Here is a 16,429-nt window from a genome sequence, read left to right on the forward strand (position 1 = left end):
CCTCGAAGCCGTCGTCCATCTGTAGTCGATGAGAGCGAGGAACGACGGATGGGGCGGTGCGGAGATGGGGCTTCCCCGGGCCGGAAGCGGGACGGGCAGGGCGAGGGAGGTGCTGGCGGGGACGTCCACATGGGCGGTCGCGGCCCTGGCCGGTGTGGCCGCCGCGGTGGCCGCGGGCACCCTGCCGGATGTGATCAAGAGCTGGCTGGGAGAGCAGCGGCCGTTCCTGACGGTGCTGTGCGTGGTCGCGGCGGGGGTGTTCGCCGGGATCAACCTGTGGCAGCAACGCGGCAAAGGGGTCGGCATCGTGGTCGCCCTGCCGAGGGAGGGGCGGCGGGACCCCTGGGACGGCCAGTGGGTGGTCGCGGCGTCCGACCACGCCCGGCGTGGTCACGACTCCTGCTTCACCGTACGGCGGAGCGTCCCTGCGTCCGGATCCGGCGCCGAGGGGAAAGCCGGGGAGAACGCCGGGGGCGAGGCGGCCCGTGAGGACGCGCTGGAGGTGGCCTACGAGCTGGTGAGCGCCCGGCTGACCGAGCTGTCCGCGGCCGACCCCTCGACGCCGGTGTCCCTGTACGTCAACGCCGCCCTGCCCGACGCCTTCGAGCTGGGCGCGAAGTTCAAGTTCCACATCCAGCGTGAGCTGCGGGGGATGCACGAGATCCCGGAGCGGGTCACGCTGCCGCAGCGTTCCGAACGCCCGCACACGGACTTCTTCCCCGCCGTCCGGATCAGTGGCCGGTTGAAGGACCCGCTGAGCCCGGCGGAGGCCGTAAGGGCGGCGAAACTGGCCGAGGTGGTCGAGGAGCCGGACTTCGAGAGCGACCCCGAGGGGCGGGCCGTCGCCGTCGTCGTGCACCTGTCGGACAACCCGCTGATGGTCGCCCAGGCGCTGCGCGCGGCGGGCACGGGGTGCGCGGACACCCGGGCAGAGTGGGCGCGGTGCCGGGCCGCGCTGGTCGTCGACGGTGGCCCGGCCAACCTTCCCGAGACGACCGCCGACTTCGAACTGGTCGTACGGCACGTCTACGCGGCGTGGCGCGCCTGGACCCGGGCCAGACCGCAGTACGCGGGTCTGACCCACCGGCTGTTCATCGCCGCCCCCGCCAGCGTCGCCTTCACGCTGGGCTGGCTGTTCGGCCACACGGTGCGGGTCGTCGAGCCCTCCCACGGAACGCCCCCGCGCTCCCCCGGGACGGAGCCCCCTCACGAGACAGGAGAGCCATGCACCTCGTCATGATCGGCACAGCCGGTCTCCAGCGCTACATCTTCGCCTCGGGCAAACGCCAGCAGATCGTCGGGGCGTCCGACCTGATCGCCCGGGTCGAGGGCGAGTGGGCCGACCACGCGCTGGAGCAGGTCTTCCCCGGCTTCGACAGGAACGGCTGGCGCGTCGACACCCATGACGCGGAGCTGCTGGTCGCGGGCGCGGGCGGCGTCACCGTGCTCGTCAGGGACAGAGCGGCCGGGAGACGGCTGGTGACGCGGATGAGGCTGGTCGCGCTGGAAACCGCCCCGGGGCTGGACATGTGCGGCGTGATCGTCGACTACGAGGAGGGTTCGCTGGCCTCCGCCGTACAGGAGGCGCGCAGGAGACTGCCGACGGTGCGCGAACGACAGCCGGGACCGCTGGCGCGCTTCCCCCGCCTGCCCATCGTGGCGGACTGCGCGTCGGACGGGCTTCCCGCGAAGGGCCTGCACGCCGAGGGAGAGGGCGAGGCCGCCCGTCCCGAGTCCGCCGTGTCCGAGGCGAAACGCGTATCACGTCCGAACGCGCTCTCCCGGATGTCCGCCATCGCCGGAACGGACCGGGCCACGATGAGCGGGATCATCGACCGGCTCGGGTTCGAGGCCGAGTGGGTGGCGGTGGTCCACGCCGACGGCAACGGCCTCGGCGAGGTCTTCGGCGGCCTGGACGACCTCAGCGCGGAGGGCGCTTCCCTGCCGCCCGGAGAACGGGACCGCCGCCACGCGGAGAGGTTGCGCGCCCTCTCCCGCGGTGTGGACGGCTGCGCCAAACGGGCGTTCGCCGCCGCGCTGCGGCTCACCGCCGGCGAACTCGCCTCCCGCGAGCCCGTCCCCGTCCTGCCGTTGATCATCGGAGGGGACGACCTGACCGTGGTGTGCGAGGGAACGGTCGCGCTGTCCTTCGCCCGGCACTACCTGGAGCGCTTCGAGCAGCTGACGAAGGAGGACCTCATGCTGCGTCCCGTCCTTGAGCGGCTCGGGCGCGACGGTCTGAGCGCCGCGGCCGGGGTGGCGATCGTCAAGCGCAACTACCCCTTCCACTTCGCCTACGAGCTGGCCGAGGAGCTGACCAGGGAGGCCAAGGGGGTCAAGAGCTGGAGCTCGGCCCTGTCGTTCGTCGCGCTGTTCGAGAGTTCGGCTCCCGACCTGGGCCGTATCCGAAGCTCGGCCGCCCTGTCCGGCGGCGGGGGCCGGTCGGCCTCGCCGTACCTCGTGGGAGCGGGCTGTGCGAACGGCCTGGCGTCCGGGCGGCGCTGGGAGGACCTGCTCGAAGGGGTCGCCGCGCTGCGGCGGCGTGACCCGGTCTCGGGGGAGGTGCTCCTGCCCGGCGGTCTCGTGCACGAACTGCGCGAGGGGATGTGCCTGGGGGAGGAGGTCGCGACGTCCCGCTTCGAGCTGGCGCGCCGCCGCTTCGAGAAGGACTCCGTGCGCACCGGGGCCCTGCTCGCCCTGGCCCGGGACGGCGGCCTCACATGGACCGACCCCGAGGGGAGAACCGTGACAAGACTGCTGGACGTGCTGGCGGCCCGGCCGTTCGTCCCGGAGGGACCGGAAAGGTCAGAGGGAGGAAACGCGTGACGGGCGAGTTCACGATCTCGTTGTTCATGGTGAGCGACTGGGGGGTGGGCACGGGAAGGGGGGCCTCCGGATACGTCGACCGGCTCGTCCAGCGCGAGGAACAGTCGTCCGCCCTTGCACCCGCTCCCCCGGTCGTGCCCGCCAAGACCCTGGTCGGCGTCTGGCGCGACTCCTGCGAGCTGGCGGCGTACGCCCTGGACAGCGGCTTCGTGGGGGTGTGGCACGCCTGGGTGAGATACCTGTTCGGCGGCCAGTATGCCCCCGCGAGCAGGACCCCGGAGGCGGCGAACAGGACGTCGAGCCCGGCGGCGCTGACACTGGACGGCCCGCTGCGACTGCCCGGCAGACTCGCCGAGGTGCTGCGGGAGCGGCCGCACGTCGCGCTGGCGACGACCTTCCGCAAGCCGGGTGTGGCGGTCGATCCGCGCACCGGCGGCGCGGAGGAGGGCATGCTCCGCTTCGAGGAGATGGCCAGGAACGGCGTCACCTTGGAGGGCCGGGCCAGGATCGACGGATTCGACAAGCTCGATGAGGCCCAGCGGGAGGCCGCCGTCGCCCTGTTGGACGCCGGGGCACGGTTGATGGAACGGATCGGCGGCAAGCGGCGGCGTGGACCTGGCCGCTGCCGGATGACCCTCGACGGCCCCGGCGTCTCCCCCGAGTGGACGCCGCCGCCCTCGGACGGTGTCCCTCCGCCGCCGGACGGTCCACGGCACGAGGTCGCCGACCGCCCGGAACCGGCGGGGACGGCGGGCCCGGGATGGGAGCGTGTGGAACTGCTCGTCACCGTGGAACAGCCGGTGCTCGTCGCGGCCACCGTGCTCGGCAACGTCGTCAGGGGCGCCGACCACCTCCCCGGCTGGTGCCTGATGCCGGAGGTGGCCAGGAGGCTGGGCGGCGGGGCGCACGCCCTCGTCCGCACCGGAGACCTGGTGGTCACGGCGGCCTTCCCCGTGTCTCCCTCGGGAGCCGGGACGCTGCCGGTGCCCAGGGTCCTGGTGCACGAGAAGAACGCGGACGGCACGGTGATCGGCAACCAGATGGCGGAAGGCGGGCCGTCCAGGGGCAAGCCGTACCGGGAGGGGTACCTCGTGCCCGAAGGGCCGGAGAGGTACACGGTCGTCACCCCGGCCGGCACGGTACGCATGCACAACACCATCCAGGACGACCTGCAGCGGCCCACCCGGGAGGTCGGCGGCGTCTACGTCTACCGGGCGCTGGCCACCGGGACGGTGCTCCGCGCCGAGGTGCGGGTCCGTACGGGCACGCTGGACGACGGCTGGGCGAGGCGGCTGGCGGGACGCTGGCGGATCGGCCGCTCGGCCAAGGACGACTACGGAAAGATCCAGGTCACGGCCACCCCGGTCAGCGCTCCGGCCGGCGTTCCCCCGGCGGGTGGGCGCGGCGACGGCGAGCTCAGGATGTGGTCGCTGTCCGGCCTGCTGGTCCGTGACCGCAGACTCCGGCCGAGCATGGACCCGCGTGACGTCGCACGGGCGCTTGAGCGGGCGTTCGCGAAGGCGGGAGCCCCCGGCGTACGGCTGGAGCCGGTCACCGGCACCGAAGAAAGGCCAACGTCCGCGACCACCGGGAGGGGAGTCACCTCCGCCCTCGGCGAGCAGCGCACCGACAGCTGGCACCGGGGGTGGAACCTTCCCCGCCCCACCCTGTACGGCCTCGCGCAGGGAAGCTGCCTGACCTTCACGGTGAAGGACGGCACACTCACCCCGGAGGTCCTCGCCGAGGTACGGGCCGCGGGGGTGGGTGAGCGCAGGGCCGAGGGGTTCGGCCAGGTGGAGTTCGACCACCACGTCCTGCTCTGCCCCGTCGACGCCTCCCCGTCCGTGTCTCCCGTACCGGCCGGGCCCGCCGGGCCCGTCGAGCCGCTCGCGCCGGACGAGAAGGGACACCGGGAGGCACGCGTCTTCGAGCGCGCCGCCTGGCGTGCGGAGATCCACCGGGCCTGCGAGCGGATCAGGGCCGACCCGGCGTCGCGTGCCCGGGTCGTCCCCGCCCGGGTCTCCGGAACCCAGCTCAACGCGCTGCGGCGGATCGTCCGCGGCCTGCCGTCCGGCCGCGCGGAGAGCGAACTGCTCTGGCTCACCAGGGACAAGGCGGGACGGCCCTCCTGGCCGAAGGAGGCGGTGACGGCCCTCAGAAGGCTGCTGACCGACCCCGACACGGTCTGGGAACTGCTCGAACTGCCGCAGGACCGGCTCGTCGTCACCCGCGACGGGATCGAGAGCCTGCGGGCCGAGCTCCGGCACGAGGCGGTGCGCGTGCTGATGGACTCCTGCCTCGCCGCGCACGTCCGCGACGAGGCGACTTCGACGGGCACCGGGAGCGAGAGATGAACCCGAGGGCGAGACACCGTTTCACCAGCAGGATCAGGGCACGCGGCTGGCTGCTCACCACCACGCCGTTGCACGTCGGCGGCCTGGGGCACGACCCGTCCGAGCCGTTGCCGATCGCGCTCGACGGCCAGGGCAGGCCGTACGTCCCCGGCACCACCCTGGCCGGAGTCCTGCGGCACTGGATGGACGGCGCCTCACCCGGCGCGCTGGACGACCTGTGGGGGTCGACGGACGAGGAGGGCCGCGCCAGCCGCGTGGTCGTCGCCGACGGCCTCGTGACGACAGAGCACCGTCTCGACGAACACGGCCTGCCCGCCGCCCCGCTCGACGTCGCCGCCCTGGAGTTCCGGCCCTCGGTGGGCATCGACAGGGTGACGGGGGCGGCGGCCCCCGGGTTCCTGTACGGCAGGGCCGTCGTCCCGGCGGGGCACCACGTCAGGCTGGAGATCGACATCGAGTCGGACGGTGACGCCGCTCTCGACGAGGCCAGGATGGACGCGCTGCTCACGGCGCTGCGTGCGGGGAAGGTGCGTTTCGGCGCGGCGACCGGCAGGGGTCTGGGCGCGGTACGGCTGCTCGACGACCCGTTCGAGCTGGTCGTCGACCGGTTCGACTCCCCCGAGGGGCTGCTGGCCGTACTGCGGAACGATCCCGCGCGCCGTCGCGGGGTCGAACCCTCGCTCCGGACCGATCCCGAGCTGCCGCCCGCCAGAGAGGTTCTCGACGTCCGGGTGGAGTGGCGGCCCCTGGCGCCGGTGATGGTCAGGGCCGGGGCGAGCGGCCTGTTCGCCGACGTCCTGCCGCTCACCACCCGCGTCGACCGCCGCCACGTCACGCTTGTCCTGCCCGGCGGGTCGATCAAGGGGGTGCTGCGCAACCACGCCGAGCTGGTCGAACGCACCGCGCGGCGTGTCCCCGACCTCCCGGCGCCGCTCGACGCCTCCGCGGCCGAGCACAGTGCCGCCTTCCGTGCCCGGCTCGACCAACTGCCCGCCGTACGTGCCCTGTTCGGCGCGGCCCGTGACGGGCGGGAGCGTGGGGCGGGGGCGCTGCGCGCCGAGGAGTGCGCGGCCCTGGTGACCGTCCCCGACGAGCTGTGGGACGCCGTGACCGGGGCGGACACCGGAGGCGACCCCGGGGAGTCCGGTGGGGACGAGGAGACGCGGGAGGGGGCGCTGGCCGACTCCGTCCGCGACCGGCTGGAGGACCTGGGGATGGCGCGGGCCGACCACGTCGCCCTCGACCGGTGGACCGGCGGAGCCGCCGACGGGCGGCTGTTCACCGTGCTCGAACCCCACGCGATGAAGTGGGAGCCGATCAGGCTCTCCGTCGACCTCACCCGTCTGGGTTCCGGCTCCGAGGTCGCGCTGGCCCTGCTGCTCGTCACCCTTCGCGACCTGGCCGGGGGGCGGATTCCGCTCGGCGCCTCCGCCAACCGGGGGTTCGGCGACATCGAGGTCACCGAGATCGTCCTGACCGGCCCGCCCTGGGCGCGGCCGGTCACGCTGCCGCAGGCCCTGAACTCGCCGGAGGCGTCCTCCGTGGCACGGGCCTGGACCGACTACCTGGCACGGGAGGTGTCATGACCGTTCTGCGCGCCGCCGCCGTCACGGGTCTCACGTTGCCGCGGGCGCTGGAGGCGTCCGGTCTCGACGGCGGGTGCGCCCTGCTGACGACGCCGTCGGCCTACCGGGTCGCCTCGGTGACGGGCGGGACGTGCCGTACGCCCGAGGGGGTCGTCGACCTGTCGGCCGTCTACGAGGCGCGGGTCTTCACCGGGGAGGCCGAGCTGCGCTGGACGGGGGAACGCGCGGTGCTGCTGGCCGAGGATCGCGCCTCGTTCCCGCCCGCGTTCGACGAGGAGGTGGAGGACCTGGAGGCCTTGACGACCCTGGACAACCACTACCTCCTGTGGGGCGTGGTCGACGACTCCGCCTCGCCCGGCCCCGGCTGGGTCGCGCTCTCCTCCAGCCGGGTCGGCCGCCTGACCGTCCCCATGGCGACGGCCGTTCCCCGGTCCGAGGGGCACCACAGGCGGGTGCGGTTGCTGACCCGCGAGTACGTCGTCGTCGGCGACGACCACGGCAACGTCCACGTCGCCGAGGAGCGGCTGATCGGCTTCGAGACCTATCGTGCGAAGGGAATCGCGTGACGACCGGCGAAGAGGGGTTCCTCAACCCCTACACCTTCATTCCCGCCTTCCCCAGGGACGCCCTGCCCGACGCGTTCGGGGACGCCCCGCCCCCGTCGAGGGACCGGCTGCGGGCGGGGTGCCTGACCGGCCGGATCGCGGTGACGCTGACCGTGGAGACCCCACTCCTGCTCCTGGACACCACCCGCGCCGTCCCTGCCTCGACGGGGGAGAAGGACCACCGGGTCTACCCCGTACGGCTCCGCGACGGCCGCCCGCACCTGCCCGCGACCACGGTCAAGGGCATGCTCCGCGCCGCCTACGAGGCCGTGACCAACTCCCGCTTCGGCGTCTTCGAGGACCACGACACCCCCTTCGGTTTCCGGCGCGAGGCGGGATACGCCCTGGGCATGGTGCCGGTGTACGTCGCCGGGGAGGGGACGCTCTTCCGTCTCCGGAGCGCGTTGTTCGAGATGTACGACAAGGAGAGCGGCGAGAACCTCTATCCGGACGGCGACCTCCATGCTCCTGTGCACATGGAGCGCCTTCGGGCGGTGATCAAAAAAACCAAAAATGGCGAAAAAGTGGTGGATTTCGCTCCGGCGGACTCGTCCGTAACGCTCACCGCGGAAAGAGGGGAGAAGGTGGTCAGCGGCATCGCCTACATCACCGGCCCCAACGTCGAACGCAAGAGGTACGAGCGGTTCCTCTATCTGCCGCCGGGAGACAAGCCGTCGCCCCTGCCCCTCGCCCGGGAGTGGAAGGCGCTGGCCGAGAACTGGGAGTCGCTGATCCGGAACTACCGTGCCGCCCACGACGACGACGAGCTTCGCCGGAGGCGGACCCCGGACGGCCTGCCCGCCGGGCCGGGCCGGCGCGTCGGCGACGGGCCGGGCCAACTCGCCTGGAGCCCGCACCTCCACGACGAGGACCACCTGCGGCTGAGGCGTTCCGCCATCTGCTACGCCAGGCTCGTGGACGGCGGGGTCGATCGGCTGTATCCGGTTCTCATCCCGCGGGACCTGTACCCCGTCGCCCCGGCGGAGCTCCTGGGAGAGGGCCTGGCCCCGGCGCCCTCCTACGAACGGCTGTCCCCGGCCGACCGGGTTTTCGGGTGGGTGGCGCCGAAGGGGGCCGGTGTACGACCCTCGGCGTATCGGGGACGGCTGCGTGTCGGCCCGGTCACCTGCGACGGCACCGCCGCGGAAACCGTGGACAGGTTCGAGGGGGACGGCCTGTCGCTGGCGATCCTCAGCCGCCCCAAGCCGCAGCAGGGACGGTTCTACCTCGCGGAGTCAAGGCAGCGTCCCCAGCGGCCGATCAAGGACGGCACCCCGAAGGAGGAGCTCTACGCGCAGGAGCGGGGGCTGCGCGGCAGGAAGGTCTACTGGCACCACGCGGGCCTGGACGCCGGGAAACACTGGAGGATCCCCGGCGCCGAGGACCCGGCACAGGCTCCGGCCGGTGGCCGCCACCGGGAGTACGCGCGTTCCTGGAAGGCCCCCGACGACAGCGGCCGGCTGACCAGGGACCGGAGACGCTACGAGACCGTCCCCGGCGCCGAGCAGCGTGACTCCCAGAACCGCTCCATCAACGGCTGGGTACGGCCCGGCACGGTCTTCCGGTTCACCGTCGAGGTCCGCGACCTCGACGAGCACGAGCTCGGGGCACTCGCCTGGCTGCTCGGCCTGCCGGAGGGACACTTCCACCGGCTGGGGTTCGGCCGCCCGCTCGGTTTCGGCAGCGTCCGGCTCGCCGTCGATCCCACCGGCACCGAACTGCACACGGGGGCGGAGTACGCGGCGTACTACCGAACCCTCACCGGCGGCCTTCCCGCGACCGACGGCGTCAAGGTCCTGGACGAGGCGAGACGGGTCTTCGAGAAGGAGGCGGCCGCCTCTCCGGCGCTGTCCACGATCCGCGACGCGATGCTCACGGTGTCGCGCGGCGACCCTACGCTGCCGGTGCACTACCCCCGCACCCGCCCGGACGGGTTTCCCCCCGGGGTTCCCGCGCCACCGGATCCGAGGGGCAGGAACTTCGAGTGGTTCACCGTGAACGAGCAGGACGAGAAGTCACCGAGAATCCGGACGAAACGCTCGCTCCCCGGCCTGGAGGCCACCACTCCCCCGCTCAGGATCTATCCGAAGAAAGCGCTGCCCGAAGAAACCATAAGAAAAGGCGCCAACGGCCCCCGGCGGAAAGGTGGTAACAAGAGATGACTCCATAAGAACGGGGGGCGGCCATTCCGGACAAGAGCGACGGCGTGCTGCTCGTCCACGCCGTCGGTGGCGGAGACCTGGGGCTCGCCTCCGCACGGACGGTTCCCGTTCTCAACGACACCCCCGAGGCGACGGGCACCGACCGCAGGCCGCTGCGGAAGCTCTTCGAGGCGCTGCCGCCGGTCTCCGCGCTCGCCCTGCTGGGGACGACCAACCCGGGCGGCCCCCTCGGCCTGCCGTTCGCCCACTGGGCCACGGAGATCGGGGCCCGTCTCGCCTCCGAGGAGGGACTGTGCGGGGTGCGCCTCGATCCCGGCGCGGTTCACGTCGTCGAGGTCGAGGAGCCCCGGATGGAGGCCGCCTCGCTGTCCCTGACGGCCTGGCTGGCACGGCACCGGCCGGAGAGGATCCTCATCAGCTACGGCTCCGGGGCGTTCGCGCTGAGCGCGGGCGCCCTGTGCGCCGCGCTGGAGACGTGCGTTCCCACCGGCCTCGTGCACATCGACGAGCCGCGCAGGCCGTACACGCTGGAACGTCCCCCGGACATGGCCGGGCACATGGAGTCCTGGCTGCTCAGGCACCGGTTCTGGGACGCGCTCGCGGAGACCGACCCCGGCGACGGGGAGCTGTGGCGGCTGCTGGCCGCCCGGCAGGCCGGGGACACCCGGCTCGCCGCGCGGACGCACGCGAGCGACACGATCACTCGAGGGGAGCTGGCGAAGTTCGCCGAGTTGCGCCCCACCATGCAGGCGGCGCTGTTCGAGCGGCTGGGGCGTGGCGAGGCCGCCGACCACGGCCTGCTGCGGGCCTGGTTCGGTGACCGGCTGCGCAAACTGTTCCGCGACGACCGGGATGGACTGCCCGTCCGGGTCAGGGAGCAGATCGAACGGCTCATCACCGCGCTCGGCACCCGGGACGACGACCAGGGCCACCTGTCCGGGCGGATCAGGCAGACCGCCCGCCTCATCGACGAGCGTGTCGACGCCGCCTGCGTCCGGCTGCTCAGGGACCAGGCGCTGACCGACCTCTACGCCAGGGCGTCGACCCACCGGGCGCATCTGCTGTCCGAACCCATGGGGCCGGGGCCGTTGCCACCCGGGCTGCTGACGGCGGCCGACCAGTGGGAACGGGGCGACCAGGGGGTCAGGCTCGTCGCGAGGACGGGAAGGACCGGCTGGCCCGTCCTGGGCAGCGGGGACGTCCTCGGACTCCTGGCCGTCGGACTGGACAGAGGCGACGGCCTCGCCGACGGCCGAAGGGACGCCGAGGACCGGCAGGCCATCCGGGTGGTCCTCACCGAGCTGCGCAGGCGGCTGGACCGGCTACCGCGCAGGGGTGTCCCGCGACTACGACTGCCGGCCAGCCCCGAGGCCGCGCGGCGGGCGCACGCGCTCGCAGGCTGGGCCTCCTCCGTCGCCCTCGACACCGACGTCCGGGTGATCGAGGACGTCTCCGGCGACATCGAGCGGGTCCGCGAGGTGATCGTCACCGCGCTGCGGTCCGAGGCCGCGCCCACCGGCCGCACCGGCTCGGGCAGCCTCCGCGACATCGACGAACTGCTGCTGGTGCTCAACCCCGGGCCTCCGGCGACGAACTACGGCATGATCGCGGCGAGCGTGGAGTGGTCGCTGACCGCGGCCTGCCCGCTCCACGTCACGGAACTGGTCGGTCGCGGGAACGCCGCCCCCGAACTGCGCGGTGGCCGGCCGGTCCTGGCGCGTCTCGGCGCGGACCACGTCCTGGCCCGGCTGACCGCGAGCGCCGTCCACCGGCTGGACCTGCGCACCGCCGTACGGCTCGCCGGTCGAGGCTCGTCCCGGCTGCGCGAGTCGCTGCCCACGATCGAGGAGCTGGAGAAGGACCTGTTCGGCCCCGCCCTCCCCACCTGGACGGAGGGGGAACAGCGGGCCGCCGCGCGCAGGCGTCTGGGGCTGATCGCGGCGGCGTGCGGCGACCATCCGGGGCTGGCGGTCTACCTCGCCGTCTCCGCCCTCCAACCGGCGCTGTTCCCCTGGGGGGCTTGGAAGGACATGCGCGAGTCACATCCCGCCCTGCGGGAGCTCGGACGGCGGGCGAACGAGGCCCTGCACGGCCACGCGCTGGACAGACTCGACCGGCGAGGCCGTTCCGGCAACGGCGCGGACGGCCGTGGGGACGCGCGGGCGGTGTTGGCGCGGGCGATCGGCGAACTGGGTGGACCACTCAAAGGAGACGACGAGCTTATTGTTCGCTATAAATCGCTCATCGCCGAACTCTCTCTCGTATATCAGGAAAACGGTTGACGGTGATCGGACCGGCTGGAATTCTGATGCCGTTCAACGGCCGGTGCCCGCGAGCCTGAGCGGTTGTCTCCGCTCCCTCTGAGGACCTCGGATGTCGAGGTCGACGTCATGAGAGCGCGCCCCAAAAAGCGCGTCCTTTCGTCATTCTCGGAGGAGCACCATGCACCTCGGCGATCTCGCCGCCCCCGATCGCTCGGCCGCCTTCCTCGTCTACCATGCGCTGATCTCCCCCACGCTGCGGGACCTGATCCGGGGTCCGCTGCGCAGGGCCAGACACGGTGGCCGTCCCTGCAGCGGGGTCAGCGGGACGCACTGGTGCGACGAGTGCGAGCAGGAGACGAACGACCGCCTGCTCGACGGATACGCCCCCCTCCGCAGGGCACTGGCCGGAGACCCGCCCCGCACCCGGGCGGGCGAACCGGTGCGCGAGCTTGAGACGGTCGCCCGCTGGGTGGCCTCCCCCGAGGCCGCCCGTCAGGACGTCGGCCACGCGGCCCTGCTGATCCGCAGGCGGCCCAGCGACGGGGAGCCCGCCGCGATCCGCGCGGCCCGCGCCCAGCTCGTCCACTACCCGCTGCGCAGCCTGGAGGCGCAGGTACGCCGCAAGGTCGCGACGGCCAGGGGAGCCTCCGCCCAGCCGCTGCGCGACCTCAGGCAGGCCGACTGGGCCGCGCCGCTGCGCCAGGACCCGGTCGCCTTCGCCCTGCTGACCGACGCGGTCGTACGGCTGCGCGGCGTCACGCGCGACCTGTTCGCCGTCTCCCCGGCGGTGCTCGGCGAACACGGGCTGGACGTGCGAACGGCGCGGAGGCTGCTGCGCGACACGCTGGAACGGCTGCGCGAACTACGTCCCGCCTTCTACACGGCCAACGTGGCCGTCCACCTCGGGGAGCCCTCCCTCCCCCACGTCCACCCGCCGACCCCGGAGGAGGTGATCATCCACGGCGAGGAGGAACGGCTGGCCCGCGGAAGGCTGGCCACGCTGCTCGGCGACAGGCGCGCGCGGTACCGGCCCCTGATCGAGGCGATCCGCGCCGCCGTCCCGGAAAGCGGCCCCGCCCTGGTCGAACAGACCGCCCACGCCCTCGGCCTCACCCCGAAGGCCGCGGAGAGGTTCGTCAGAACCCTCATCAGACTGATCTCCCGCGCGAACCTTCTCTGACCCCGCACGTCATGGAGCCCGGCAGCGACAACCGCCGGGCTCCACGGCGTCAACCGAGACGGCCGTGCTTGAGGGTGGTGATGAAGGCCGACCACTCGGCGGGAGCGAAGACCAGGGCGGGACCGGAACGGTCCTTGCTGTCACGAACCCCCATCCGGCCTCCGGCCAGCCTCGCGATCTCGACGCAGTTGCCATCGTTCGGCCCTGACAGGGAAGACTTCACCCAGGTGGCGGCGACGAATTCTCGGCTCAGGTCGTCCTTTTCCATCGGTCTCTCTTCTCCTCGATCATTCTCAGCGAACTGCTCTGGGGGAGAGCCTCTGCACGGATCGCCTCGTACCACATCGACGCGGATTTGGCGTCGGCTGGATCGTGTGACACCTGCCCGCGAATTGCCGATTCCAGGTACACGGTATCCGGCACCCCCGGACCCTGGGCAATCATAAAACCCCCGAGTACTCCGGTGGTGGAACGAGCTTCGGTCGGCAGGACTTGGATGACGATGTGCGGAGCGGCGGCACACTCCAGTAGATAACCAAGCTGTCTGGCCATGACCGTATCGTCACCGATAGGGCGGGACAATACGCCTTCGTCTATCACCGCCCACAGGGAAGCCGGAGCATCATGCCAAAGAACCCGCTGCCGCTCCAGGCGGGATGCAACCCTTTTCTCCAGCTTTTGAACAGGGGCTCCCGGCTTCCCCATCAGAATGGCACGTGCGTAGTCCTCGGTCTGGAGCAGCCCCGGCACGATGAGCGGTTCCCACGTACGCAGGACGTCGGCGTGCTGTTCGGCCTCGACCCACGCCCTGAACCACGTGGGGAGCTTCGCCGCCGCGTTGTCGATCATTTCCTTGATCCGGACCAGCGCGCCCTCAAGCTCAAGGGCCTCATCGCACTTTTTGGCAAAAACCACGGTTGGCGGCTGTTGCCCCCTTTCTACGCCGCTGATCGTGCCGATCGAGTAGTTGACACGCGCGGCGAGCTGCTGCTGTGACAGACCTGCCTCGATACGGTATTTGCGCAGCTCATACCCGAAATAGGCGGCGGGCGACTTGCCGGGGTCGAGCTTGGCGGGGTTCGGCATCTGGGACTCCTACGGTTCAAATCCGGTTACAACGGAAACACCAATAACCTCTTCAACCCGTTTGACTACTGACTGTAGCTGTGGCCTGCGAATCTGGTCAGGCGAATCCGAGAACACGGACGGCCAGGCAGGAGAGAAATCATGGATCTTGAGGAGTCCCGTCTAGACAATCGCTGGACGCTCCTGGGCGCGGAGACGTTCGCCCTCGCACCGGAAGTCGTTTCGGAAGCCCGTGCCCGCCTTCGTCAATGGCTGGGAACCGACCATCCCGTATATGAGAGCGCGGAACTGGTCGTCTCCGAACTGGTGACGAACGCGGTCGTCCACTCGACGAGAGGAAGGCTGTACGGAAACAAGGTGAATCTGACCGTCACCGGTTCGGAGACCCGGATCTACATTCAGGTGATCGACCCCGGTGGACCCTCGTGGACACCGACCGTTCCCCGGGAGATACCGCCCGACCGGATAAGCGGCCGTGGACTGTGGCTGGTCACACGCCACTCCCGGCAGTGGGGCGTACGAGACTACGGATCTCTCGGCCGCGCCGTGTGGGCCGTACTGGACATCCCGAAGAACCCTGATAACCGCTGAAGAACACGACTCACGACGCCGGCCCCACCACCGGGACTATCTCCGGGGCGCCCAGGCGGATGGCGTCGGCCTCCTGGTCGGTGTCCTGTTCCTGGGAGAGGCGTTCGGCCTCGATCCGCTTGGTGTAGTGCTCGATCTCCCGTTTGATCTGTTCGTCGTCCCAGCCGAGCGGCCCGGCCATCAGTTCCGCGGCCTCCTCCGCCACGGCCAGTCCCCGGTGGAAGGTCTCGATCGAGATGTGCGTGCGTCGTGACAGCGCGTCGTTCAGGTGCCGCGCCCCCTCGTGGGTGGCCGCGTGGACGATCTCCGCCCTGAGGTAGTCGTCGGCCCCGGTCAGCGGGAGCGCCAGGGACGGGTCCCGTTCGATCAGCGTGATGACCTCGTCGATCAGCGAGCCGTACCGCTGGAGCAGGTGTTCGATCCTGGCCACGTGCAGGCCGGAGGAGGCGGCCAGGCGCTGCCGGGAGTTCCACAGGGCCTGGTAGCCCTCGGCCCCGGCGAGCGGGATGCGGTCGGTGCACGACGGCGGGACGCGCTGGTCGAGGCCGTGGACCACGGCGTCGACGGCGTCCCTGGCCATCACGCGGTAGGTGGTGTACTTCCCCCCGGCCACCATGACCAGGCCGGGGACCGGGTGGGCGACCACGTGTTCCCTGGAGAGCTTGGAGGTCTCCTCCGACTCGCCCGACAGCAGGGGCCGCAGCCCGGCGTAGACGCCCTCGACGTCGTCGCGCGACAGCGGTACCGACAGCACCCGGTTGACGTGTTCGAGCACGTAGTCGATGTCGGAGCGGGAGGCGGCCGGGTGCGCCCTGTCCAGGTCCCAGCGGGTGTCGGTGGTCCCGATGATCCAGTGGCGGCCCCAGGGGATCACGAAGAGCACCGACTTCTCCGTGCGCAGGATGATCCCGGTGAGCGAGTGGATCCTGTCCCGTGGGACGACCAGATGGACGCCCTTGGAGGCGCGGACGTGGATCTGCCCGCGTCCGCCGACCAGTTCCTGGATGTCGTCGGTCCACACACCGGTGGCGTTGACGACCTGGCGAGCCCGTACGTCCAGTTCGACGCCGTCCTCCAGGTCGAGGGCCCTGACGCCGGTGACCCGCTCCCCCTCGCGCAGGAAGCCGACCACCTGGGCCCGGGAGGCGACCTCGGCGCCGTAGGTCGCGGCGGTCCGCAGCATGGTCATCACGTAACGGGCATCGTCCACCTGCGCGTCCCAGTACTGCACCGCCCCGGAGAAGGCCGTACGGCGCAGCGCGGGCGCCAGCCGCAGCGCCCGTCTGCGGGACAGGTGCCGGTGGCCGGGGACGCCCCGGGTGAACCCGAGGGAGAAGCCGAGCGTGTCGTACAGCGTCAGGCCCGCCCCGACGTAGGGCCGTTCCCAGCCCAGGTGGGTCAGCGGGAACAGGAACGGCACCGGCCTGACCAGGTGGGGCGCGATGCGCTGCAGCAGCAGGGCCCGTTCCTGGAGCGCCTCCCTGACGAGGTCGAAGTTGAGCTGTTCCAGGTAGCGCAGCCCGCCGTGGATCAGTTTGGACGATCTGGAGGAGGTCCCCGAGGCGAAGTCACGGGTTTCGAGGAGTCCCACGGTCAGCCCCCGGGTCGCCGCGTCGAGAGCGACCCCGGCGCCGACGACTCCGCCGCCGATCACCACCACGTCGAGTTCCTGGGCGGCCATCCGCCGCAGTGCCGTGGCCCGCTCGGCGGGGCCGAGCCGAGCCGTGCCCATTCGCGCCGTCATGTGCATCCCCCCGGGGTACGGGTCACCGGCT

At 71.7% G+C, this 16,429-nt stretch carries 12 protein-coding genes; 9 read left to right on the forward strand and 3 right to left on the reverse strand.

The features are described from left to right. The first annotated feature begins 28 nt into the window (after positions 1–28). The 8 genes from ABZ463_RS04870 (at position 29) to ABZ463_RS04905 (ending at position 12,977) form a co-directional block, all read left to right on the forward strand. Entirely contained in the window at positions 29–1,240 is a 1,212-nt protein-coding gene (locus tag ABZ463_RS04870; protein WP_362773058.1) for a hypothetical protein, read from the forward strand. After that, positions 1,225–2,826, forward strand: coding sequence for a hypothetical protein (locus ABZ463_RS04875; RefSeq protein ID WP_362773061.1), 1,602 nt, complete (start codon positions 1,225–1,227; stop codon positions 2,824–2,826). The genes ABZ463_RS04870 and ABZ463_RS04875 overlap by 16 nt, the downstream gene beginning before the upstream one ends. Continuing rightward, positions 2,823–5,180, forward strand: coding sequence for an RAMP superfamily CRISPR-associated protein (locus tag ABZ463_RS04880; protein WP_362773064.1), 2,358 nt, complete (start codon positions 2,823–2,825; stop codon positions 5,178–5,180). The genes ABZ463_RS04875 and ABZ463_RS04880 overlap by 4 nt, the downstream gene beginning before the upstream one ends. After that, positions 5,177–6,766 carry an RAMP superfamily CRISPR-associated protein gene (locus ABZ463_RS04885; RefSeq protein ID WP_362773067.1) on the forward strand — a complete coding sequence of 530 codons (1,590 nt, stop codon included), beginning with the start codon at positions 5,177–5,179 and terminating at the stop codon, positions 6,764–6,766. Before ABZ463_RS04880 ends, ABZ463_RS04885 begins: the two co-directional genes overlap by 4 nt. Then, complete coding sequence (gene csx19 / locus ABZ463_RS04890) at positions 6,763–7,332, forward strand: CRISPR-associated protein Csx19 (protein ID WP_362773070.1); 570 nt, start codon at positions 6,763–6,765, stop codon at positions 7,330–7,332. The genes ABZ463_RS04885 and csx19 overlap by 4 nt, the downstream gene beginning before the upstream one ends. Next, a complete protein-coding gene (locus ABZ463_RS04895; protein WP_362773073.1) occupies positions 7,329–9,533 on the forward strand; it encodes a TIGR03986 family CRISPR-associated RAMP protein in 2,205 nt (734 codons plus the stop codon). The genes csx19 and ABZ463_RS04895 overlap by 4 nt, the downstream gene beginning before the upstream one ends. 44 nt (positions 9,534–9,577) lie before the next feature. After that, positions 9,578–11,815: a hypothetical protein gene (locus tag ABZ463_RS04900; RefSeq protein WP_362773076.1), complete on the forward strand. Its 2,238-nt coding sequence runs from the start codon at positions 9,578–9,580 to the stop codon at positions 11,813–11,815. Between the two features lie 160 nt (positions 11,816–11,975). Next, positions 11,976–12,977, forward strand: coding sequence for a hypothetical protein (locus ABZ463_RS04905; RefSeq protein ID WP_362773079.1), 1,002 nt, complete (start codon positions 11,976–11,978; stop codon positions 12,975–12,977). A 49-nt stretch (positions 12,978–13,026) separates the two neighbouring features. Here the strand turns inward: ABZ463_RS04905 and ABZ463_RS04910 are convergent, their stop codons facing one another. Continuing rightward, complete coding sequence (locus ABZ463_RS04910) at positions 13,027–13,245, reverse strand: DUF397 domain-containing protein (RefSeq protein ID WP_362773082.1); 219 nt, start codon at positions 13,243–13,245, stop codon at positions 13,027–13,029. After that, entirely contained in the window at positions 13,227–14,063 is an 837-nt protein-coding gene (locus tag ABZ463_RS04915) for a helix-turn-helix transcriptional regulator (protein WP_362773085.1), read from the reverse strand. The genes ABZ463_RS04910 and ABZ463_RS04915 overlap by 19 nt, the downstream gene beginning before the upstream one ends. 141 nt (positions 14,064–14,204) lie before the next feature. Here ABZ463_RS04915 and ABZ463_RS04920 point away from each other — a divergent pair, with 141 nt between their 5' ends. Continuing rightward, positions 14,205–14,654, forward strand: a complete 450-nt coding sequence (locus ABZ463_RS04920; protein ID WP_362773088.1) for an ATP-binding protein — start codon at positions 14,205–14,207, stop codon at positions 14,652–14,654. A 10-nt stretch (positions 14,655–14,664) separates the two neighbouring features. Here ABZ463_RS04920 and ABZ463_RS04925 read toward each other — a convergent pair whose 3' ends face one another. Further along, complete coding sequence (locus ABZ463_RS04925; protein WP_362773091.1) at positions 14,665–16,398, reverse strand: glycerol-3-phosphate dehydrogenase/oxidase; 1,734 nt, start codon at positions 16,396–16,398, stop codon at positions 14,665–14,667. Positions 16,399–16,429: the final 31 nt, after the last annotated feature.

The sequence above is a fragment of the Streptosporangium sp. NPDC020145 genome (assembly GCF_040631275.1).
Lineage (GTDB): Bacteria > Actinomycetota > Actinomycetes > Streptosporangiales > Streptosporangiaceae > Streptosporangium.